Here is a 22698-nt window from a genome sequence, read left to right on the forward strand (position 1 = left end):
TACGCACTTAAGCGTAAGATTAAAAACAAACAAATAAATTGCTTCTCAATGCGAGTGCATTGAGGAAATTAACGCACAGAGATTTTACTAAGAAGAGACAAGCAGTAGTCTAGGTTGTACCAGAACGACAGCACCAAACGGCTATCGAGAATAGCCTTAATTCTCATCGTCTTCGTCCTCCTGATAAAAGAAAAGTCAGAAACCCCATGTCTCTGACCTTTTTTAATATAGTGCAGTTTTCAATCAAACTTCAGTGAAGTTCGCCTCATTTACGAAGGTTTAGCCCTTTTCATTCTGCGCTTGATGTTGTTCTCTTTGACCATGTAGTCGAACAAAGGAGCAAACAAGTTGGCAAACAGAATCGCTAACATGATGCCTTCCGGGTAGGCTGGGTTGAGTACGCGGATAAATATGGTCATCACACCAATCAAGATACCGTAAGCCCATTTACCGCCATTAGTGAATGCGGCCGATACTGGGTCTGTCGCCATAAAGAAGGTACCAAACGCTACACCACCAATCACAAAGTGCCAATAGAACGGCATAGAAAACATAGGATTGGTATTCGACCCAATCGCATTAAGCAGTAGCGACGTCACGGCTAAGCCAACAAAGACACCCGCAACAATCCGCCATGAGGCTATCTTCATAAAGATCAGCACCAAACCTGTGAGTGCAATCAGCAAAGTCGAGACTTCCCCCATCGAGCCCGGCAGGTTACCAACAAATGCGTCCATCCATGAGATAGGTTGTCCCGTCATGTTGTTCATCAGGGCACTCTGACCGCCTTCATACCATTGACTAAGTGGTGTTGCGCCAGAGTACCCATCCGCAGCAATCCACACCGCACCACCAGACATGTTAGCGGGATAAGCGAAGTACAAAAATGCGCGTCCTGCCAAAGCGGGATTTAAGAAGTTTCGTCCCGTACCACCGAAGATTTCTTTCGCCACCACGATACCAAAAGTGATACCCAACGCGGCTTGCCATAATGGAATGGTTGGAGGGAGAATCAAGGCAAACAGAATCGAGCTGACAAAGAATCCTTCATTCACTTCATGCTTACGGACGATGGCAAACAACACTTCCCAAAAACCACCGACGATAAACACGGTCGCGTAGACGGGTAGAAAGTAGGTCGCGCCGACGAGTAGCTTACTCCCCCAACCGGCTTGACTCGCCGCTTCAACCGACCCCCAAACCCAACTCAGCCCCCAAGAAGCATCAATAGCTTGTTTCGCTGCTGCTTGGTCAAGACCATACAACAAAGCATAGCTAGATTGCTGACCGATGTTATACATGCCCCAAAACATCGCGGGGAAAACGGCTAACCATACCATAATCATGATGCGCTTTAGATCTATGCTGTCTCGAACGTGGGTAGCGCCGTGATTCACTTTACCCGGCGTATAAAAAAGGGTTTCGACAGCTTCAAAGAGTGGGTAGAACTTGTGGTACTGGCCTCTCGGTTCAAACTTTGGTGAGACCTTTTCAAAATAACGCTTCAAGCTCATTGTTCCTGTCCCCCTTTTGATCACGAACATATGAAGTATTACGCCAGATAACGAAAAGCGATCGTTTTTAATCTGTTCCCACTTATTCAGCGTAACTAACTGTCTACATAATGTGTACTAGGGAGAGAACTAATGGATACTCTTGCCATCGATTTAGCGCGGTTTCAATTTGCGTTCACCGTCTCGTTTCACATTATTTTTCCAGCATTTACGATCGGACTTGCAAGCTATCTTGCTGTGCTTGAAGGGCTGTACTTGCGAACAGGCAACAAACAGTACATGCAAATCTACCGATATTGGTTAAAGATTTTTGCTATCAGTTTTGGCATGGGCGTAGTTAGTGGCATCGTTCTCAGTTATCAATTTGGCACAAACTGGAGTGTCTTTGCAGACAAAACTGGCCCTGTTCTTGGTCCACTCATGGGCTACGAAGTACTTACCGCTTTCTTCTTGGAGGCAGGTTTCCTCGGGGTCATGCTTTTCGGTATCAACAAAGTGGGAGAGAAACTGCATTTTGCTGCCACTTGTATCGTTGCTTTTGGCACCTTTCTTTCGGCGTTCTGGATCCTCTCTGTCAATAGTTGGATGCAAACGCCAGCTGGCTATAGCATCAACGAGGTCGGTCAATTCATACCGGAAGATTGGTGGGATATTGTCTTCAATCCCTCCTTCCCTTACCGCCTAGTTCACATGCTCTTGGCAGCATACTTAACTACCGCCTTCGTCATCGCTGGCGTAGCCGCGTTCCACTTACTCAAAGCAAAGCATAACCCGTTGGCACGCATCATGTTCTCAATGGCGATGTGGATGGCGGCGATCGTCACTCCAATACAGATACTTGCTGGTGACATGCATGGCCTAAACACAATGGAGCATCAACCCGCCAAAGTGGCTGCAATGGAAGGGCATTATCAATCACATAAAGGTGCGCCATTGATCTTGTTTGGTATCCCGAATGAAGAAGAGAAGACAATAGAATACGCGCTTGAAATTCCTAAATTAGGAAGTCTGATTTTAACGCATGATCTCAATGGTGAAGTGAAAGGGCTTGACGCCTTCCCAGAAGAAGAGCACCCACCCGTCAGTATTGTTTTCTGGTCATTTCGCATAATGGTGGCGATTGGGTTCACTATGCTTCTTATCGGGTTGTGGAGTTTATGGCTCAGAAAACATAACAAACTGTTTGATTCTCCGGCCCTGTATCGAACTTGTCTATTCTTTTCTCCGGGCGGCTTTGTCGCAGTATTAGCCGGCTGGATTACCACTGAAGTCGGTAGGCAACCTTATACCGTTTATGGTTTGCTAACGACAGCGAATTCCGCCTCTCCCATTGATGCTGCGGCAGTGAGTGTCTCCCTCACCGCATTTATCGTTGTCTATTTCACCGTATTTGGTGCGGGATTCTTTTATCTTCTCCGTCTGATGAGAAAGTCGCCAACACGCTATGAAGAAGGCTTAGACAGTCGACTTCCAGACGGTTCAGAAACCGACATCATCACCCACTCCAATCATCTGACTTAGGGAGTAACAGACATGGATTATGCACTTATTTGGTACGTGCTCATTGGGCTTGCAGTCTTGATATACGTAGTGCTCGATGGGTTTGACCTCGGTATCGGCATCCTATTTCTCAGCGCAGATAGTAAGGACGAACGCGACATGATGATGAACAGTATCGCGCCAGTTTGGGATGGTAATGAAACTTGGTTAGTACTTGGTGGAGGTGGGTTGTTTGCTGTATTTCCCCTCGCTTATTCTATTATCATGCCCGCTCTTTATGCCCCTCTTATTCTGATGCTTCTTGGGCTCATTTTACGTGGGGTCTCTTTTGAGTACCGTTTTAGAACGCAACGCGGACAATTTCTTTGGGATAGCGCTTTTTTTATCGGCTCCTTCACTGCGGCTTTAATGCAAGGCATCATGTTGGGTACATTGCTTCAAGGTATTGATGTGAGTGATCGAGCATACAATGGAGGTTGGTTCGACTGGCTCTCTCCTTTCAGTTTGTTTTGCGGTGTTGCGCTGGTATGCGCATACATTTTACTCGGGGCTTGTTGGTTGCTAATTAAACTGCCTGAAGACATGATCCGTCGATACTACGTTGTTGCCCGCCGCTGGGGATTGGCGATGGTCGCGAGTATTTTTATCGCCAGTTTATGGTTGCCAATTAGTAGTGAGTTGGTCTTTCAGCGCTGGTTCTCTATGCCTAATTCGCTGCTGTTTTTTATCTTACCTATCGCTGCGGCCATTTTGATTTGGCAATTGTTCAAAGCATTGCTAGAACACAAACCAGTAAAAGCTTATGTTTTAGCAATAGGCCTATTCTTTATTTCTGCTGTTGCTTTTGGTGTAAGTACTTTCCCTTACTTAGTCCCCTTTGCACTGACTTATCAAGAGGTTGCCGCTCCAGATAAGAGCTTAATTTTCTTGCTCACAGGTAGTGCGGTATTACTACCACTGATCATTGCTTATACCGTCTACTCATACTGGGTATTTCGAGGCAAGATAAAACAAGGAGAGGGGTATCATTAATGAAATTCCAACCGATTCTTTGGTTCATCTGCATTTGGTTAATAAGCGTGCTAGCTCTCTTCATTGTTAGTAGCCTCATACGCTATGTGCTCATGTAAATCGAATAACGAGCGTTTAAATAACAAGACTTGGCCAGTGTTATCACAACGAACCCCGCAGGTTCAACTGATTAGGTATATACTGATTCAAGAATAAAACAATGGAGTGCTTTTATGAATGTGAGGATGTTCTGGACAGTGATGCTTTCAATTTCTGTTCTACCATTAGCAAATACAGTTCTTGCGGTTGACAAGCAGATGTCTCAAGAGATGAAGAAAAAGATGCAGGCCATCTGTTCGCCGGAAAAAGGGCTTGCTGGCGGCTGGAAAGTGTCTGAAGTCACCCCTGATGCACGGCGCTCTCTTAACATGGTTTTGCATCAAATGAACGCCACCGACCAGCTTAAACAGATCAATCAAGTCCGAACTCAAGTGGTTGCGGGTACACGCTACGCTATCGAGTTCGAGTTAAATAATGGGGAGATCTGGAATGCAATGGTATTCCACAGTTCTCGTGGTGACTACATGATCGAAAGACACGCCAAGAAAGGTGCTCTCTGTCCAAACAGTAAACCTTAAGCTCTGAATCGATTCAATAACCAAAGGCGACCACGTCGCCTTTGCTATTTTTAAACCTTTCCATTTACCTTATCGCAAATGTACTCTCCGATTGGCATGGCAGATGTGGCTGCTGGCGATGGCGCATTACATACGTGTAGACTTCTTGCGCTCTCTGCGAATAGGAAGTCATGCACCAAGGTTCCATCAGAAAGAACCGCTTGCGCACGGATTCCTGCTGGGTAAGGTTTAAGATCCTCCACTTGAATACTTGGGCAATATTTATTGACCCGCTTTAGATACCCTGATTTCCACCATGAGTTTTTGAACTCATCCAAGCCCGTTTTAAGATGCTTTTGCGTGACTTTCCAAAAACCCGGGAAGCTGAGCATTTTCAATGTATCGTGCAGGCTGAAATTTACTTTCCCGTATCCTTCTCGCTTCCAGCCCAGCACCGCATTTGGCCCCACAGTGACCGAGCCATCAATCATGCGTGTCAAATGAACACCTAAGAATGGTAAATCAGGATCAGGGATTGGATAGATAAGATGATTCACTACGTGGTCATGTTTGCTGTCTAGGCGATAGTATTCACCACGATACGGAATGATTTGAAAATCGGTAGGGATACCCATCATCTTCGTCATGCGATCAGCCATCAAGCCACTGCATGTGACCAAAAACTTGGCGTTCAGGTGCATGGTTTTTCCATCAAGAGTACAAGTAATTTGCACTTCTTCGCCTTGCTCTTCTATCGCGATAACTTCTGTCTTCAAGCTCACATGTCCACTGAGCTTTTGGAACTCTTTTACCATCTGCCCTGTCACCAAACGATAGTCGACAATACTGGTCGCTTTAACGTAAATCGCACCTAAACCGGTGATGTGCGGCTCAGCCGATTTCAGTTGTGCTTTGTCAAGCAGTTCTACCTCGATACCGTTGGTAAGACAACGCTCATAAAGGGCGTTCATGCGATCAACTTCCTGCTCATTGGTTGCGACCAAAAGCTTGCCGCAATTCTCAACTGGAATATCGTGCTTCGCACAAAAAGAGAGGGTTCGCTCTACACCACGCTTACAAAAATCGGCTTTCAAACTGCCCGGTGCGTAGTAAACGCCAGCATGAATCACCCCACTATTGTGTCCGGTTTGGTGCTGAGCAAAATCAGCTTCTTTCTCGACTAACAAAATAGAGCAGTCTGGGTAACGTTGCTGCAATTGCCACGCAGTAGAAACACCGACAATACCGCCACCAACAATAATGTAGTCATAGACAGGTTTCATACGGCCTCTCATAACACCGAAAGTTGAGATTGTTGTAATTTGAACTTACGACCACTGTAAACAAAAATTGCGACAAAGACAGTGCAACAAGCCACACGAACCAAGATGGGAATATCTGGCCACACTAATAGCGTACCCGATGCCAGCAAAACAAATCTGAGCAAGAGATTCAGAGGCCCTTCTAGATACCCCTCTATCGCACCGATGAGCGAGTAAGTACCAATGATCGCAAAAAAGCCAACGGTTAGTACAGAGGTCACATCCCAACTTACTAAACCGGTATAGGCAATGAGTAATGGAACGAGATACAAGCCTTTAGCAATCTTCCATGCCATTAGGCCTGTGCGCATCGGCGGCGTTTTGGCAATCGTCGCGGCAGCAAATGCAGTCAAACAAACCGGAGGCGTTACATTGCTGTCTTGTGATAGCCAGAAAATGATCAGGTGCGCGGCCAACAATGCTAACCCTACTGCCTCGATACCCAAACTTTGCTCTAGCAGAGTTTCCATAAAGTCAGCGGGCACAAGCGCGACCATTTCTTTTGCAGTTTCTAATGCCATTGGTGCATTCAAGAGTTCCAACTTATCAGGCGCCACAAGCATAAAAATCGCTTTTGCTTGCTCTGGCAATTGGCCCGATATCATCAGCTCGAGTAATTGATTTTCGGCGATCAATTTATACAGAGCAGGTGCAGAAAGCGTCCCCAATACAATGTATGCGGCCGTTACTGGTAAGCCCATCCCAAGAACCAAAGACGCCAGAGCAATCAATATCAACATGATAAACAAGTCCCCATTTGCCCATCCATCAATCATCAGTGAGAAGGTGTTCCCAATACCGGTTGTACTGATCACATTGATCACCAAACCGATGCCCACCAGCAACACCGCCGTCGTGGCCATATTTTTCGCGCCTTGAGAGAGCGCTTCGATGATCGCTTTCGGGCCCATCTTATGCTCTTTAGAGAACCAAGATGCCACCACCACAGAAATAATGGAAAGTCCTGCGGCATACGTTGGCGTGAAGCCTTGTATCAGTAGCGTGACGAGAACGACAAGTGGAATCAGATTGTGCCATCCACGGATAAGCACCTTAACTAGCGATTCTTCACTCGTCGTGATTTTCTGTACGCCACTGCGTTTTGCTTCGATGCGAACGAAAAAAGCGACCGATAAAAAATAAATCAACGCAGGCACAAACGATACTGCGATGATATCCACATAAGGGATTTGCGTGTAAGACGCCATAATGAACGCCCCAGCCCCCATTATTGGTGGCATAAGCTGCCCACCCGTTGATGCCGCCGCTTCGACGCCTGCTGCAAAACGGGAAGGAAAACCAGCTTTCTGCATAAGAGGGATACTAATAACACCGGTTGATACGGTATTGGCAACACTAGAGCCAGAAACCGAGCCCATCAAACCAGAGCCAATGACCGCAATAAAGCCCGGACCACCGATGATTTTGCCAGCAGCTGCACGAGCCACATTGATGATGTAATCCCCCACGCCAGAACGGACTAAAAACGCACCAAAGAGGATGAACATAAACACGAACGTCCAGCTAATGCGAGAAATGGAGCCAAACATCCCTTCAGAAGAATAAAAACTGCGGTAAAGCAAGGTTTCCATGCTCAAACCGGGGAAATGAAAAATTCCCGTCGCCCATTTCCCCCACAGCACAACATAGCTCAAACACACCACAATCAGCACCGGAATAAACCAGCCCATTGTGCGACGGATCAGCTCAATCACGATGAGAATGGCCATGATGGCAAATACCCAGTCACTAGTCACAAACTTCACGCCACGTTCATACAAGGCATCTTCAGCAAAAGGAATATAGATCAAACAAGCGATCGCGCCCAATGCAATCAATACGTCTACCGCCAAGGCCATTTTGCTCTGTCTAAGAGAGATATGAGCCGGGTACCAAAGCGCACAAATCACGGCAAATCCCGCGAAATGGGTGGCGGAGATCCACAACTCTGGTAGCGTCGATAAGGTGTTAAACCAGATATGCAAAATAGAAAGTACGACACCAAACACCGTAATGGTGGTGGTCACCCATGGGAAGTCACTGCGAGTGGGTAGCTCAAATTTCTGCAATCCCTTTTCAATTGAGTCGCTCATCTCTTACTCCAAGCTCAAAGGCGTGTGTGGCTACCCGAGGTTACATTCGACTCAAAGGCCACTAAATCCTGCTGCCTTTTGTTCCATCTCAGAAAGTTCAAAACCTAAAGGCGGGCGAAAGTGCCCCAAGCTTCTACTCGGGGCAAAGTGGGCACTATTGCACTATCAATGATGATGGGACATCAACGCCCATTTCTTTGTAGTAACGGACAGCACCTGGGTGTAGAGGCACTGGCAAACCAGCAATCGCCTTTTCAATCGCCATTGCTTTGGTCGCTTTGTGGATGCCTTGTAGGAATGGTAAATTTTCGTAGACCGCTTTCGTTAGCTGATAAACGTCTTCTTCCGAGATGTCGTCACGCACAGCAAGGAAATTTGGTTGAGCAATGGTTGTGATTGGCTTATCCAAACCGGGATAAGTGTTAGCAGGGATCTCGTACTTGGTCCAAAGGTTATAAGTACCATTCGCCTCTTTGATTTGCTCATCGGTAAACGAAAGAATAGAGATATCTTTACCTAATGCCGCAAAGGCTTGAGTCACGGCACCAACAGGTACACCTGCTGGCGTATTCATACCATCGATAGTACCGTTTTGTAGTGCACTCGCACTACCACCATAGCCCATAAATGCAAGGTTGAATTTTTCAGGGTCAACGTTTAAACCTTTCATGATCTGGCGACCTGAGTTTTCTGTCCCAGAGTTCTTCTTACCAATAGAGAACTTCTTGCCGTCTAAGTTATTTAGGTCAGTAACTGTGCCTGTTGTAGCGAACTCAGTTCGAACAATAAAATGTTCAACGTTCTGCCATAACATAGAAACTGAACGCAACTGATCTTGGCGACCGCTTTTCGCGTAAGGACCTTCACCAGACCATGCCCAAGCGCCGTACAGCCCCTGAAGAATAGCGAATTGTGCTTCGTTCTCATTGAGCAATTTTACATTTTCACCAGAGCCCGCAGAGCTAATTGCAGATAAAGAAAAGTGGTGCTTGGGTGCCAATTTCACTTTGCTCAACGTGGCAAGTGCGACACCCACTGGGTAGTACGTGCCACCTGTTGATGCAGTGGCAAGAATGTAGCTACGCTCTTCCGCCGCAGCATTAGCAGCAATACCAAAAGAAGTTACTGCAACAGCCAGAGCCTTAACCAGCTTGTTCATTTTCATTATTACTCTCCGTGTAGTCGTTTTGCGATTGAAGTTCACACTATGCTAAATACTAATTAACAACAAACCACCTTAGGCAATTCTGCTTCAATCTTATAAGTCATTATTTTAATTGAATTACTTAATAGCATACGGGATAAGCAAAAATCCGCTTATTTACCATTAAACTGATAAGCAATATTTTGCCTATTTATAGGTGCGCTTTTTCCATTTTACTTCTCAAAAAGTTAATGAGTTGTGATCGATAAGAGATAATCCCCCAATAGCGAATGAGAATTTTTTGCCAATTATGATGATAAGGTGAAAACCACTAAGTAAACGTCTTGGCAACAAGAAGTTAAGGCGCAATGCCCTAGCTTGTTTATTTGATAAACATCGACACTAGCAAAAAACACTAAAGACTGAGCTAAAAATCACCAGAACATAGAGTGTTAATGAAATGAAAAGTCATATAGTCCAACTTATAACCTAGCGTCCAGTTCAATCCACCACTTCATAAACATACATCAACCAGATCAGCTTATTTTCTACTGCAGGGTTGTATCCATACCCCTATGTTGCTACGGTATCAGCACACCAAGGTAAACGTATTCCTTGGTATTTTTTCGCCATTAAGGATCACCCATGCCAGCAACTGCGCAATTACAATTTGCTTTAAAACGCCCATCAGGCGTTGCTGCTACGATCCTCCTGCTCTCTCTGGAACAGATTCAGAGCTGACAGGCGATTTCTAAAAATTCTGTCAGTTTGAGAAGAAGCTGACGGGAACACTTCATACTCTCCCCATTCCTTTCAGTTTCTTCCAAGTGAAACGTAAGAGGAATAACCATGTTAAGCGCACGCAATATCGCTGCTTTAGGCTTTATGACTTTCGCCATGTATTTAGGCGCAGGTAACCTTATTTTCCCCCCCATTTTTGGGTTACCAGGCGGGTGAGCACTTTCTCAGTGGAATGTCTGGCTTCCTCTTAACCGGTGTTGGTCTACCAGCAATGGCACTCGTGATAGTGGCTATCGTCAATGGTTCCGACAAGTTAACCGCAGCTCTGCCTAAATCCTTGGCAACCAGTTTTTGGGTGATGGTGTTTATCGTGATTGGCCCTGCATTCGTGATCCCACGAGCCATTACCGTCGCTTACCAATTTAGCTTCGCGCCCATGTTTGGCGACGCCGCTTTAGTGCCTTTCACCATCGCGTTCTGTGTAATCACCATTTTGTTCGCGCTTTACCCAGGTAAGTTGATCGATAACTTGGGGAAAGTTCTGACGCCAGCATTGATGGCAATCCTAGTGACAATATCGATCACGGCTTTGGTTTACCCTGCAGGTGAACTCACACAAGCAAGTGGTCCATACATCAATGGCGCTTTTGCTGAAGGCTTAACGCAAGGTTACATGACCATGGACGCGCTAGGTTCAATCGGTTTTGGTTGGATCATCTTCCGTGCTATTCGCAGCATGGGGGTGGACTGCCCGAAAGCAACGGCGAAGTACACGCTTATCGCCGCATTGATGTACGCCATCGCAATGGCATTTGTCTACACCTCATTGGCTTATATTGGCTCGACTAGCTCGTACTTAGGTTTCGAGTTTAGCAACGGCGGTGACATCCTAACGGCATTCACTTTTAATCACTTCGGTGCGTTTGGTTCACTATTGCTAGGTGCCGTAATGATACTGGCATGTTTGACCACAGCGATTGGTGTCACCACTGCGGGCAGCGAGTTCTACGACAACACGTTTAGCAAAGTGAGCTACAAAGGTGGCGTGATCACGACCATGGTATTGGCAGGGTTGATCGCTAACGTAGGCCTTGAGCAGCTACTAGCCATCACATTGCCAACGGTTGTGGCACTTCATCCAGTCGCGATTGCGTTGATGATCATGGCGCCTATACGTAACAAGATGTCACAGATGATGGTTGTCGTAACCGTGTTTACCGCGCTGGCATTTGGCTGCGTAGATGCATTGCACATCCTCGGTTGCATGCCAGAAGCAGCAAACCAATGGCTAGATAATAACATGCCGCTATATCACTACTTTACAAGCTGGATTGTGCCCACTGTAGTAATCGTCTGCATGAGTATCTTAGCCTACAAATCTGAACAAAAAATCCTACTGGCAAACTCTACACGTTAAGCCATTACCACAGAAGCCCACGGAAAGGGCTTCTTTCTATTTAGCTGTAAAGTGTCATCGGTCCAAGACAACGGAAACGAATTAGTCTAAGATAGCGAACATTTACTGCAAATAAGTAAAGGATTAATAACTACTTAGTCACTATGCTAGGATGGCAAGGCAACATGGACAACTTTTCTTTAGATATAAGAACGCTCAATTTCACCATTATTCTTTTCTCTTGTATCTACTCTATTGGACTCATGTTCTACCAATACAGCCAACGTAAAATTCCGGGGCTCACGTGCTTCGCTATTTCACTGTTGTTCATTGGTGCTGGCCCAATGTTGCTAAGTTTTCGAAACGGCGTATCCGATTGGGTCACTGTCGTTGCCTCAAATACCATCATATTGCTAGGCTTCTTACTCACATTATATGGGGTGAGTGTGTTCCGCGCTTACTCACTCAAAGTCGCGAATTGGTTAACGGTCGCTTTGCCCATCGCAAGCGGGCTAACCTATTATTTCACCTTTCACGTCCCGTCTATTCGTATGCGAATTATTGTCATTAGTATCTATTTGTCTACAGTAACACTCGCAAGTGCTGTTGCAATGATGAAAGGGGAAAACAATGATCATCGACTGCCAATGATTGGTATGGCAACTTCTCTATGCGGGTTCAGCATTTTCATGGCCGCACGGGTCATTTGGTCTCATTTCGACGTAGAGCTCACCAGTTTCATGACAGCAGGGCTTATCCACCAGCTCACCTTCTTATTCAGTATCTGCCTGGTTGTGTCGATGAGTTTTTGTATGCTTTGGCTCATCAATGCACGTCTACTCACCTCAATTAAAGAACTTTCCGCTCAGGATGCCTTAACGGGGCTGTTAAACCGTCGGGCAATGGAAGGTGTCATTCCTGAGATCGTCGAAAAAGCCAGATTAAAACAAGAACATCTCAGTATCATCATGACTGATATCGACAATTTCAAGCACATTAATGATGCCTGTGGTCATCTGTCGGGTGATGAAACGATAGTGAAAGTGGCCAAGCTAATGACAAGGTATTTACCACCTTCAGCTCAAGTAATTCGCTTTGGTGGGGATGAATTTATGATAGTACTGCCATGTCATACCGCAACTCAGGCGGCTGCCCATGCAGAAAAGCTAAGAGAGTTGGTGAGAACCGAACCTTGCTTCGAGAATAGTCCAAAGCCTGTTACCATGAGTTTTGGTGTTGCTCAAAAGGATAAAACTGAAAGCTTGCACGATGTGATTTCACGCTCAGACCACGCCCTATATCACTCCAAAAAACAAGGCAGAGATAAAGTCACCGTACTCTCTACAGAAGAAGAGTTTGGCCGACCTTTTTACCAACAAAGTGCGTAACTAACTGGTGTAATCAGAACGGTTCAGACCAAACTTGTGCATCTTTTGATTGAGCGTTCTATGAAGTAAATCCAACTCTAACATCACACCAGCAATACCGCCCTGATGCCTAACCAACGTATCGTGCAAGATTTTACGTTCAAAGTTATGCAGTTGAATCGCAAGTGGTACACCAGACTGTGCTGCCTCGGTCGTTGACGAGGGACGGCTAGATAGTACTTCCATCACCGAAACCGTATCATCCAATACAAACCGCATCGCCACGTTTTGCAACTCACGCACGTTACCCGGCCATGAGTAAGCGCCTCACTTAATGCTTGGCTCACCACCTTATTCTGCCGAGCAAAGTGCTTAAAGAAAATCAGCGAATCCTCTTCCCTCTCTCTCTGTGGTGGCAAATAGATCTGTGCAACAATGAGACGTTCCCCAGATTTACCCAATATCATGGGCGAAGCGAACAGATTGCTTCAGGTGTTAGGAAACCTGATCTCTAACGCATTAAATGCGATGAAAAATACAGAAAGCTCGCAGCTAAACCTTATCGTGACTCCAACCAATAATCAGGTAGAGTTGCTCATTAGTGACAATGGCTGTGGCGTATCGGATGAGCTGCTAGAATCGATGTTTGAACCCTTCCAGGCCTCGAAGAAAATTGGTGAAGGCTTAGGATTGGGATTCGTGATCACCGCAAACAATATGCGCGATATGAACGGGCAAATTACCGCACATAAGAATAAACAAAATGGATTGACCTTCACCTTATTGTTCAAATCGGCGTGAATTTCTATCGATTACAAAATCATCATTAAAAATAGGCATCCCCGCTGTTTGAGAAAAGCACGATCTCAATACAAGAATCCCTCCTTGACCTATACTATTCTCTAACACTGAAAACATACACTACAAAACAATAAAGAGTGAGAAACATGATTACGTTTCCTGAGCATTTTCTTTGGGGCGGTGCCATTGCTGCAAACCAAGTAGAAGGGTCGTACAACCTTGGGGGGAAAGGGTTATCGACATCAGACATGTTGCCAAACGGCATCTTGAGTCCGCATCAAACCCGTGAAGAACGTACGCCTGGCATCAAAGACGTGGCGATCGATTTCTATAATCGCTACCCCGAAGACATCGCGCTATTTAAAGAGATGGGGTTCAACTGTCTGCGCCTGTCTTTGGCGTGGAGCCGAATCTTCCCAAACGGTGACGAACTAGAGCCGAACGAAGAAGGCTTGGCGTTCTACGATAAAATTTTTGACGAATTAGCGAAGCACGATATTCAACCTTTCGTAACCTTGTCTCACTACGAAATGCCTTACGCGCTTGTTGAGAATTATGGCGGTTGGGGCGATCGTCGCGTCATCGAATTTTTCGAACGCTATGCACGTACTGTGCTCGAGCGCTACAAAAACAAGGTAAAACTCTGGCTAACATTCAACGAAATCAACATGTCTTTGCACGCACCATTTACTGGCGTGGGTTTGCAAGAAAATGCAAGTGAACAAGACATTTACCAAGCCATTCACCACCAGTTAGTGGCAAATGCGAAAGCGGTAAAACTGTGTCAGCAAATCGTACCAAACGGCAAGATTGGTAATATGTTGCTTGGCGCGCTCAACTACCCATACACCTGTAACCCTGATGATGTTCTCGCGGCAATGCATGAAAACAACAAATGGTTGTTCTTCGGCGATGTACAAACTCGCGGTCAGTACCCTGGCTACATGAAGCGTTACTTCCGTGAAAACGGCATTGAGATCAAGATGGAAGCGGGCGATGTGGAAGAGATCGCAGCGGCAAGCGTCGACTTTATTTCATTCAGTTACTACGCCAGTGGTTGTGCGAGTGCGGATCCGAAACAGAAAGAAGTCGGCAACATCGTCGATAGCGTACCAAACCCATACCTTGAAAAGAGTCAATGGGGCTGGTTAATCGACCCGAAAGGTCTGCGCGTTCTACTAAACTTCCTACACGATCGCTACCAGAAGCCACTGTTCGTGGTGGAAAACGGCCTAGGGGCGCGTGATGAAATCGATGAAAATGGCGAGATTCAAGACGACTACCGCATCGCTTACCTTAACGATCACCTAGTGCAAGCGCACGAAGCGATGTTAGACGGCGTGGAACTGATGGGCTTTACAAGCTGGGGACCAATCGATCTAGTCGCTAACTCCACTGCCGAGATGAGCAAGCGTTACGGGTTTATTTATGTTGATCGTCATAACGATGGTCAAGGCACACTCGAACGTAAGCGCAAGAAGAGCTTCTTCTGGTATCAAGATGTGATTCGTACTGCCGGTGGCTCACTTAAAAGCTAGTCTTACTGAAATATAAAGTGCCATTTCTTTAAACTAAAAGCTTTAAGTGACAACTGAATCATTGAAACTAACCAAGCCCTGCAAACGCAGGGCTTTTCTTATTCTCGCCATTCAGTCGATTAAACACCGATTTCATCACCGTCTTCGCGGCGAATAACAACCGTCGCGGCACGTGGGCGCAGTTTCATCCCCGCTGGTGTGGCTTCCGCAGCATTGTCACTGTATGGCCAGTTACCTGGGTGTTGAATGTTCACGAACAAGGATTTGTAATCTGGGCTGATGGTAAACCCCGTGACTTCACAGCCGTTTGGACCAACAAAGAATCGCTTCAACTCAGCTTGGTTATCTGCGCCAATCACGACCTGATTGCCATTTTCATCCATCAGTTTTGATGGCACGACAGCGAGCATCTGGTCGTTGGTGTATTCTTCCACCTCATCCGCACCGTTATCGGTTTGAATCCATAAAATCCCACGCGGATCAAACGCCAGACCGTCAGGGCTTGCAAACTGGTTAAGCTCCGTCAGGCTAGATCGGTTAGTATCCGCATCACCATTTGCTGGAGCACCAAACACAAAGATATCCCAAGTAAACTCTGTTGCTGCTTCACCTTCATCCCAGCGAATCACATGGCCAAACTTGTTGTTCAAACGCGGGTTGGCAGGGTTGGTATCGTCTTTACGCTTAGTGTTATTGGTGAGCGTTAGGTACACAGAACCGGTGAATGGATCTACTGTACACCACTCGGGGCGATCCATTGGCGTCGCACCAACAAGGTCAGCCGCACCAGCCGTATTAAGAATGATTTCTGCCAACGAGTTAAAGCTGTCTGCCAACGTACCACCAAAAACGGTCGTTCCGTTTAGCGTCAGTGGCAACCAAGCACCTGTGCTATCTTCATTGAAGCGTGCCACATAGAGCGTACCCTCATCCATGTACTTATCACCCGTTGCCAAACGGTTCGCTGGATTTGCATCTGCAGGGTCCCAGGCAGCTGCTGATTCAAATTTGTACAAATACTCAAAACGAGAATCGTGACCAGAGTAAAATACAACGGGCTTACCTGCTTCAAGCTTACCGAATGTACAGCCTTCGTGGCGGAAACGACCTAGCGCTGTACGCTTCTTAGCGCGAGAGTTTTGCGTGTAAGGGTCAATTTCAACAATGTAACCATGGCCATTTGCTTCGTTACGATAATCGTCCATCGCAGTGACTCCCGTTGGTTCGACATTGAATCGCGTAAACTCATCCAAACGCTCATCGGCATTACCCGCTAGCGTTTCCCATAAATAACGCGTACTTTCGTCATCCACACCAATACGATCTTGCTCTTTCGTACGAACCCCCGCATTGACAAAATAACCCGGCCAGTTCTCCTCACACGTTAGGTAAGTGCCCCATGGCGTAGAGCCATTACCACAGTTATTTAGTGTACCGCGCGCTTGGCTACCATCCGGCGAGAAGCGAGTCACGGTGAGAGCAGTGTGTGCAACAGGACCAGACAGATCCATGACTGTCGCACCAGTGTAACGGCGGTTTAGTGGGTCGGTATCCACCAACTTCCACATATTGTCTTCTAGTTGAATACGAACAACTGACACACCATGTGCGTTAATTTCTTTGCGGACTTCATCAACAATTGTACGTACACCATTCTCTACCGTGGGTCCATTTGGATGCAGTACCGAAGTATCAATGTACTCATGGTTAATGCACAGCAAACCATCCTTTGTGCTGTCGTTCAATGGAAAGAAATGCATGCCGTCATGATGCATGCCTAATGCGTTAAGTTGATCAGCACTGCTGTTGCTGCCATCATCTTTCCAGGCATTACCTTGTGCATTCAAAGGCGTCCCCCAAGGCACCAAAACTTGTGCGATGTAGCCTGGAGGCACAACGACCGCATCAGTTAATGAGCCTGGAATGGAATCGAAATTCAGTACCGCATTTGATACGCCTGAGCCACTTCCAGCAGAAGCCACCGAACCTGAGCCTGAAGAATTACATCCAGACAGACCAAATGTACCAAACGCTGTCATGGCCCCCATGCCGATCCCACCTTTCAGGATACTACGACGAGACAAACTCGCTTCCAGTACTTCTTCAAAAGGCTTGTTGTTACTATGGTTATAGCGTGTTGCATCGAACGTTTGCTTGCTCATGGTGTTACTTTCCCAATGTATGAGTGAGTTATCGGTTTATGAATCATGTTCGAAAGGAAGTGTGAAAGAGAAAAGTGACGGAAATAATCCATCTTTGTGAACTTTGTGTTTAAAAGATGCTATAAAGCACCTATCCACTCTACATACTCCCGATTTTGCTTGGGCTAAGCTAAGTTTGGGGGTATAAGGTTTATACTCGAGTGACTTCAACTCGTGCCTCGTATGTAATCAAGGCACACTCGCTGAACCTAGCATCTTGAGGTTACTTAGGTATATTTAAATCATCCACGAGAGATAATCATGAAACTAGATAAAATCGATAACAAAAATCGTCGTCTTCGTAAGAAGCTGTTCCTAGGTGAATTCGCAATTCTAGGTTTCGATATCAGCTGCGAAACTGACATCAACGACTTTGACCGTTACGATGCATTCGTTGATGACTTTATCGACTACATTGATGGCCTAGGCCTATGCTTTGGTGGCGGTGGTCTTGAGCTATTCGAAGGCTTCCTATGTTCAATTGAGCGTTACAGCAGCGCAACAGAAGAACAAAAAGCGCAGGTAGTAGCATGGCTACAAGCTCGCCCAGAAGTAAACAGCGTAAAAGCAGGTGAATTGGTTGACGCAAACTACCTATAATCTGGTAGTACAACGTAAAAACCAATGGTAGAGAAAGCTAGTCTTAGGACTGGCTTTTTGTTTTTTACAAACAGGAATAATTAGGAACTAATCGGAGTTGGTATTAAGTGCTTGTAGAGCTGGCAATTAAAGGGAAACATTAGAATTCCATTGCCAGCTCAGTGACGTCGAGTGTGGTTTACTATGCTTTTCTAGCAGTCTCAGTTTTCGTATCTTTCCAGTATTGGATACGTACACGGTGTAGCTGAGCCCTTCTCATCTTTTTCATAGCAATCTCCCTCATCTATATAGGTAACGCTCTTCATGAGCTTATTGTCTAAGGTTATTTCCCCTCCAATCTATAGGGGATAGAACGAATTAACTGTGACCAATTTCACAGCATAATGATAAATATCGGTTTTGCACGTTCATTTTTTAACCAATTAAACCATTTTCATCTTGATGATACGGTTAAGTTACTCATTACATATGACAGAAAAATGGCAATCAAGTTCCGTAATTCATCTGTCATTAAATCTTAATAACGACTCTTCGATTAAGAGTAAAGTGCGTGTTCCATCTTCTTACGCCTATCGAATACGATACGCAATCAAGTACATCCTCAATCTAAAAACCGAAGCTGTTCTCCCTCTGTGATCACGGAATCTCTTTGCTTTCGAACTTATCGTGAAACTGATCACATTCTAGAAAAAGGGAAATAGAGCCATTGCCATACATCAACCCGAATCTTTGTGCGAGATCTCTTACAAGCCGCGTAAGCCAATCTCCCATCACCAGATAAGAACAAAGCGAATTTGATAGTAAACAACTGAATTATAGGAATAATAAAAACAAAACCAAGGCATACTGCAAAAGTTTTTTTTCTAAGGCGATTGAGAGTCATCAACAAAACATCAATACTGTCTTCGTCGACAGGAAGTTGACGGGAACAGGAAAAAGCCTAATGGATTAGGTATCTTCAGGATGAAGATTTGGTAGCTTAGGATGAGTTATCAGCAAGGATGTAGTTAAGCTCTTGGATAGAGTTCGCCCGTCAGGATGATAGGCCAGAATGGACACCGCTAGGAAGGCGATGAACAAGGAACTCGGTTAAAGGACTTAACCACAATCAAGGATAGATGCAGGGAGCACCTATAGTAGCTGGATTGCTGCAAAAGAGAATAAGCCCCGTCTGGGAAATCAGGCGGGGTTTTATTTTGCCTGTCATTTCTGATCAAGCGCCTGCATAATGCTATTATTTCTGCAACTTATCTTAACAAACGTCTTAGCACACAACACTCTATGCTCAATCCTGTTTGGTTACACACGTTCAAAACATTAGTCGAGGTCGGTCATTTCACTCAGACCGCAGAAAAGCTCTATATGACACAGCCGGGGGTAAGCCAGCATATAAAAAAGTTGGAACAGGCGTGTAATCACCCTCTCATTAAACGTGAAAACAAAAGTTTTGAACTGACCGAGCAAGGTCGAATGGTGTATGCCTACGCGCTCGAGTTAGAAGAGAAAGAGAAAAGTCTATTAGAAGATTTAAATTTCGATGACCCATTTGCAGGTTATTGCAAGCTCGCGTGTTCTGGTTCTCTCGCGTTGAGGTTATTTCCGCCTCTATTAGAAAAACAAAAGCAACATCGTGGCTTATCGATTCAGTTAGAAGCAGCCCCGAACCAGTCCATACTCAATGGTGTGGCTGACGGTCGAATTGATATGGGTATTGTGACCCACTCACCAAATAAAAGTGTGTTCCAAAGTGAGCAAATTGGTCGAGAGACTTTGTGTCTGATCTTACCGAAATCCTACCAAGGAACAACGCTAACTCCGGAACTACTGAAAAGCTGTGGTGTTATCGGACACCCTGACGCCGAGCATTACTTGACACTATTTTTCGACCAATGTGCCGAACCTTTACTAAATGGAATAAAAGTCAGTGGCATGCCGCGTTCTGGATATGTAAACCAACTCAGCCAAATACTTTTACCCGTAAGCAAAGGGCTCGGCTTTACCGTTTTACCGCGCAGCGCTGTCGAGAGCTTTCCATTAAGAGAGGCATTGTATGTCGCGGAGCTAAAACAACCCGTTTATGAGGATTTGTTCTTAGTCAGAAAACGCAGCCGCACATTACCTCTGCGCTATCAAACCATCAAAGAAGTATTATTAGGTGTGATTGATGGCGCGGTGCATGGGGCAAAATAGCAACTTAAGTTACCAAATTCGTTTTAAACTATTCTCTAAACGTTTAATATTCGTGGTCAAATCATCACTTTATTTCTTTACATTCATTCCAAAAAATATTGCTTTTTCACAATATTTTTCTTCCTCTAGCCCTTGACAGTCGCACACAGTAAGGGCTGAGCGTACAATAAATTATTTTTATCGTTTCAATTATTTTTTTTCGTTTTTATCCATTAAGAAAACCCCCTAAGGTTCGCCCTCTGACGACGTGGTTGTCCAACCACCATTCTAAATCGTTGTTGAAGAGTGGGTTCTGTCACATCATTCACACACTCTCGCTATACTCTATACTTACATTTTTAATTTGGTACTGACTTACTAAGGAATTGCCATGCGTATTGCTATTCTTTCTCGTAATGAGAATCTATATTCCACTATGCGCCTAAAGCAGGCGGGTGAAGAGCGCGGACATCAAGTTGATGTTATCGATACTCTGCACTGTTATATGGATATTACGAGTAACAACCCTCGAATCCGCTACATGGGTGAAGAATTGCCAAAATACGACGCAGTGATCCCACGCATTGGTGCTTCTATCACTTTCTACGGTACCGCTGTTGTGCGTCAGTTTGAAATGATGGGTACGTTCTGTGTGAACGAGTCAGTCGCAATCAGCCGCTCTCGTGACAAGCTACGTTCGATGCAGCTTCTATCACGTCAAGGTATTGGCCTTCCTCGTACCGGTTTTGCTCACCACCCTGATAACATCCAAGACGTGATCAAAAACGTTGGTGGCGCTCCACTGGTTATCAAACTGCTTGAAGGTACTCAAGGTATCGGTGTTGTTCTTGCTGAAACAACAAAAGCCGCAGAGAGCGTTATCGAAGCATTCATGGGTTTAAAAGCCAACATCATGGTGCAAGAGTTCATTGAAGAAGCAAACGGCGCTGATATTCGCTGCTTCGTTGTAGGTAACAAAGTTATCGCAGCAATGAAACGCCAAGCAAAAGAAGGCGAATTCCGTTCGAACCTTCACCGAGGTGGCTCAGCTCAACTTGTTAGGCTAAGCAAAGAAGAGCGCGCAACGGCAATCAACGCAGCGAAAGTGATGGGCCTAAACTTATGTGGTGTCGACATTCTTCAATCAAAGAATGGCCCTGTGGTAATGGAAGTTAACTCTTCTCCAGGTCTTGAAGGTATTGAAACTGCGACAGAGAAAGACGTTGCTGGCATGATCTTCGATTTTATTGAGAAGAATGCAAAACCAAACGCTAACCGTACTCGCGGTAAAGGTTGATATTTGTTTAATACCCATCTTAACTTATTTAGGTGGGTACAAGTGAGTGTCTACACGTTAGACTCTCACTGTTACTCGTCGCTAGGATGACACTATGAATCAGAAAATGATCATTGGGAACGCCGAAGCAATTTGCTTACCTGAGTTAGGGATTACTCACCTAGAAGCGCGCATTGATACTGGTGCACAAACTTCTTCTATTCACGTAGATAACCTTGAGTGTTTTGAAAAAGACGGTCAATCTTACGTAGAATTCGATTTACACCCAGATGTCTATCACCTAGAGCAAGTGGTTCGCTGCAAAGCTCTAGTGAAAGCAAACCGTAAGGTGAAGTCATCAAATGGTACATTCGAACACCGTTACGTAATCACCACGATGCTGCGTATGGGCGGTCAAGAATGGCCAATCGATATTACGCTAACGAACCGTGGTAAAATGACCTACATGATGTTGTTAGGCCGTCAGGGTATGGCAGACAAAGTTCTGGTAGACCCTAGCCAATCGCACCTACTGGCGCCATAATCCCCGTAGCTACAGATGAGTGAACTTCACAGTCACTCATCTGGCTCTTTACGCCTTTCTTTAATTTGCTTTTTTGTTTCTTAATAGAGAGCGTACCAAGCCTTTTATTTTTACCTTTGTCACTCGCCAATGTGTGATCGGCCTTGTAGGCGTAGTATTCATAATATGTTGATAAGCAGTATGGTCGAAATCGACTTCTCCGCCGTGGGCAACCAACAAGCATGTTGGATTCATTTCAAAGACTCGCAACAACGATTGACGATACTGATTCGGATGAAAGATAGGAAACGGTGCAATCAAGTGATTCTTCACCTGCACCATTAAGTCTGCGACATAGAGCAAATCTTGTTCTGGATGATAAACCGATAAATCTCGGTCGGTATGCCCTGGCGTTTCCAACACTTGCCAATCTTCAAACCCAGGGATGGTATCACCATCCAATAGCTCAAGATCAGGACGAAGCTTTCGCGAGTACCATAAATTACGCTTCGGCTTGCGCATTCTGTTCGCCATCCATCTAGCCAAAATTAAATCGGTCAAATGCATAAGCCAACCGTCAAAACCACCATACCAATGATGCTCTCGCTTTGCTGCCAACACTTTACATCCTGTCAACTCACGAAGCTTATGCGCAGCTCCAGCGTGATCTGGATGCATATGGGTGACAATGACTAATTTAAGGTCGGAAAAACGGCGATTAAGCTGATGCTCGATAAAGTCTTTAAGATGAAGAATATCTGCCCGACTTGCTCCATCAAGCAACATTAGCTTATCTGGATACTCCGCGAGATACATCGTCTGTATGTACCCTTGAATTCTGTGAAGCCGCAAAAATCTGTCCTTTGATCATGTTGATAATTCGTC

General features: G+C 45.4%; 17 protein-coding genes and 2 pseudogenes. 12 read left to right on the forward strand and 7 right to left on the reverse strand.

Features of this window, described 5'->3' with window-relative positions; genetic code table 11:
* Positions 1-269: 269 nt before the first annotated feature.
* A complete protein-coding gene (locus AK965_RS03535) occupies positions 270-1514 on the reverse strand; it encodes an NADH:ubiquinone reductase (Na(+)-transporting) subunit B (protein ID WP_099078301.1) in 1245 nt (414 codons plus the stop codon).
* 132 nt (positions 1515-1646) lie between these two features.
* Between AK965_RS03535 and AK965_RS03540 the strand changes: the two genes are divergently transcribed.
* From AK965_RS03540 to AK965_RS03555, 4 genes are all read left to right on the forward strand, one after another.
* Positions 1647-3035, forward strand: coding sequence for a cytochrome ubiquinol oxidase subunit I (locus AK965_RS03540; RefSeq protein WP_099078302.1), 1389 nt, complete (start codon positions 1647-1649; stop codon positions 3033-3035).
* 12 nt (positions 3036-3047) lie between these two features.
* Complete coding sequence (gene cydB / locus AK965_RS03545) at positions 3048-4046, forward strand: cytochrome d ubiquinol oxidase subunit II (RefSeq protein ID WP_099078303.1); 999 nt, start codon at positions 3048-3050, stop codon at positions 4044-4046.
* Positions 4046-4144 (forward strand): DUF2474 family protein, encoded by a 99-nt coding sequence (locus AK965_RS20895; protein ID WP_099078304.1) that lies wholly within the window; start codon positions 4046-4048, stop codon positions 4142-4144. The genes cydB and AK965_RS20895 overlap by 1 nt, the downstream gene beginning before the upstream one ends.
* A gap of 114 nt (positions 4145-4258) precedes the next feature.
* Entirely contained in the window at positions 4259-4663 is a 405-nt protein-coding gene (locus AK965_RS03555) for a cystatin domain-containing protein (RefSeq protein WP_099078305.1), read from the forward strand.
* A 50-nt stretch (positions 4664-4713) separates the two neighbouring features.
* Here the strand turns inward: AK965_RS03555 and lhgO are convergent, their stop codons facing one another.
* From lhgO to AK965_RS03570, 3 genes are all read right to left on the reverse strand, one after another.
* On the reverse strand, positions 4714-5925 hold the full coding sequence (gene lhgO, locus AK965_RS03560) for an L-2-hydroxyglutarate oxidase (protein WP_099078306.1): 1212 nt from the start codon (positions 5923-5925) through the stop codon (positions 4714-4716).
* 8 nt (positions 5926-5933) lie between these two features.
* Positions 5934-8057: a TRAP transporter permease gene (locus AK965_RS03565; RefSeq protein ID WP_099078307.1), complete on the reverse strand. Its 2124-nt coding sequence runs from the start codon at positions 8055-8057 to the stop codon at positions 5934-5936.
* A 154-nt stretch (positions 8058-8211) separates the two neighbouring features.
* Positions 8212-9222, reverse strand: a complete 1011-nt coding sequence (locus AK965_RS03570; RefSeq protein WP_099078308.1) for a TAXI family TRAP transporter solute-binding subunit — start codon at positions 9220-9222, stop codon at positions 8212-8214.
* 828 nt (positions 9223-10050) lie between these two features.
* Here AK965_RS03570 and brnQ point away from each other — a divergent pair.
* Together brnQ and AK965_RS03585 are read left to right on the forward strand one after the other, a co-directional pair.
* Positions 10051-11359, forward strand: a pseudogene (gene brnQ, locus AK965_RS03580) (branched-chain amino acid transport system II carrier protein).
* Between the two features lie 164 nt (positions 11360-11523).
* Entirely contained in the window at positions 11524-12726 is a 1203-nt protein-coding gene (locus AK965_RS03585; RefSeq protein WP_099078355.1) for a GGDEF domain-containing protein, read from the forward strand.
* On the opposite strand, the pseudogene AK965_RS03590 reads toward AK965_RS03585, so the two are convergent.
* Positions 12727-13148: pseudogene (locus AK965_RS03590) on the reverse strand (sigma-54-dependent Fis family transcriptional regulator); the annotation flags it as partial.
* Between the two features lie 22 nt (positions 13149-13170).
* Here AK965_RS03590 and AK965_RS03595 point away from each other — a divergent pair.
* Positions 13171-13506, forward strand: coding sequence for an ATP-binding protein (locus tag AK965_RS03595; protein ID WP_301182220.1), 336 nt, complete (start codon positions 13171-13173; stop codon positions 13504-13506).
* Between the two features lie 146 nt (positions 13507-13652).
* Entirely contained in the window at positions 13653-15044 is a 1392-nt protein-coding gene (locus AK965_RS03600; RefSeq protein WP_099078311.1) for a glycoside hydrolase family 1 protein, read from the forward strand.
* A 119-nt stretch (positions 15045-15163) separates the two neighbouring features.
* On the opposite strand, the gene AK965_RS03605 is transcribed toward AK965_RS03600, so the two are convergent.
* A complete protein-coding gene (locus tag AK965_RS03605) occupies positions 15164-17206 on the reverse strand; it encodes a PhoX family phosphatase (RefSeq protein WP_099078312.1) in 2043 nt (680 codons plus the stop codon).
* Between the two features lie 300 nt (positions 17207-17506).
* Here AK965_RS03605 and AK965_RS03610 point away from each other — a divergent pair, with 300 nt between their 5' ends.
* The 4 genes from AK965_RS03610 to AK965_RS03630 all read left to right on the forward strand — a co-directional run bounded on the left by AK965_RS03610 (position 17507) and on the right by AK965_RS03630 (position 21834).
* Positions 17507-17845: a YggL family protein gene (locus tag AK965_RS03610; RefSeq protein WP_099078313.1), complete on the forward strand. Its 339-nt coding sequence runs from the start codon at positions 17507-17509 to the stop codon at positions 17843-17845.
* A gap of 1281 nt (positions 17846-19126) precedes the next feature.
* Positions 19127-20035, forward strand: coding sequence for a LysR family transcriptional regulator (locus AK965_RS03620; RefSeq protein ID WP_099078315.1), 909 nt, complete (start codon positions 19127-19129; stop codon positions 20033-20035).
* 370 nt (positions 20036-20405) lie between these two features.
* A complete protein-coding gene (gene rimK, locus AK965_RS03625; RefSeq protein ID WP_099078316.1) occupies positions 20406-21311 on the forward strand; it encodes a 30S ribosomal protein S6--L-glutamate ligase in 906 nt (301 codons plus the stop codon).
* 94 nt (positions 21312-21405) lie between these two features.
* Positions 21406-21834, forward strand: coding sequence for a RimK/LysX family protein (locus AK965_RS03630; RefSeq protein WP_099078317.1), 429 nt, complete (start codon positions 21406-21408; stop codon positions 21832-21834).
* A gap of 60 nt (positions 21835-21894) precedes the next feature.
* Here the strand turns inward: AK965_RS03630 and AK965_RS03635 are convergent, their stop codons facing one another.
* Positions 21895-22629, reverse strand: a complete 735-nt coding sequence (locus AK965_RS03635) for an MBL fold metallo-hydrolase (protein WP_172438054.1) — start codon at positions 22627-22629, stop codon at positions 21895-21897.
* Positions 22630-22698: the final 69 nt, after the last annotated feature.

Source organism: Vibrio sp. PID17_43 (genome assembly GCF_002608565.1).
Lineage (GTDB): Bacteria > Pseudomonadota > Gammaproteobacteria > Enterobacterales > Vibrionaceae > Vibrio.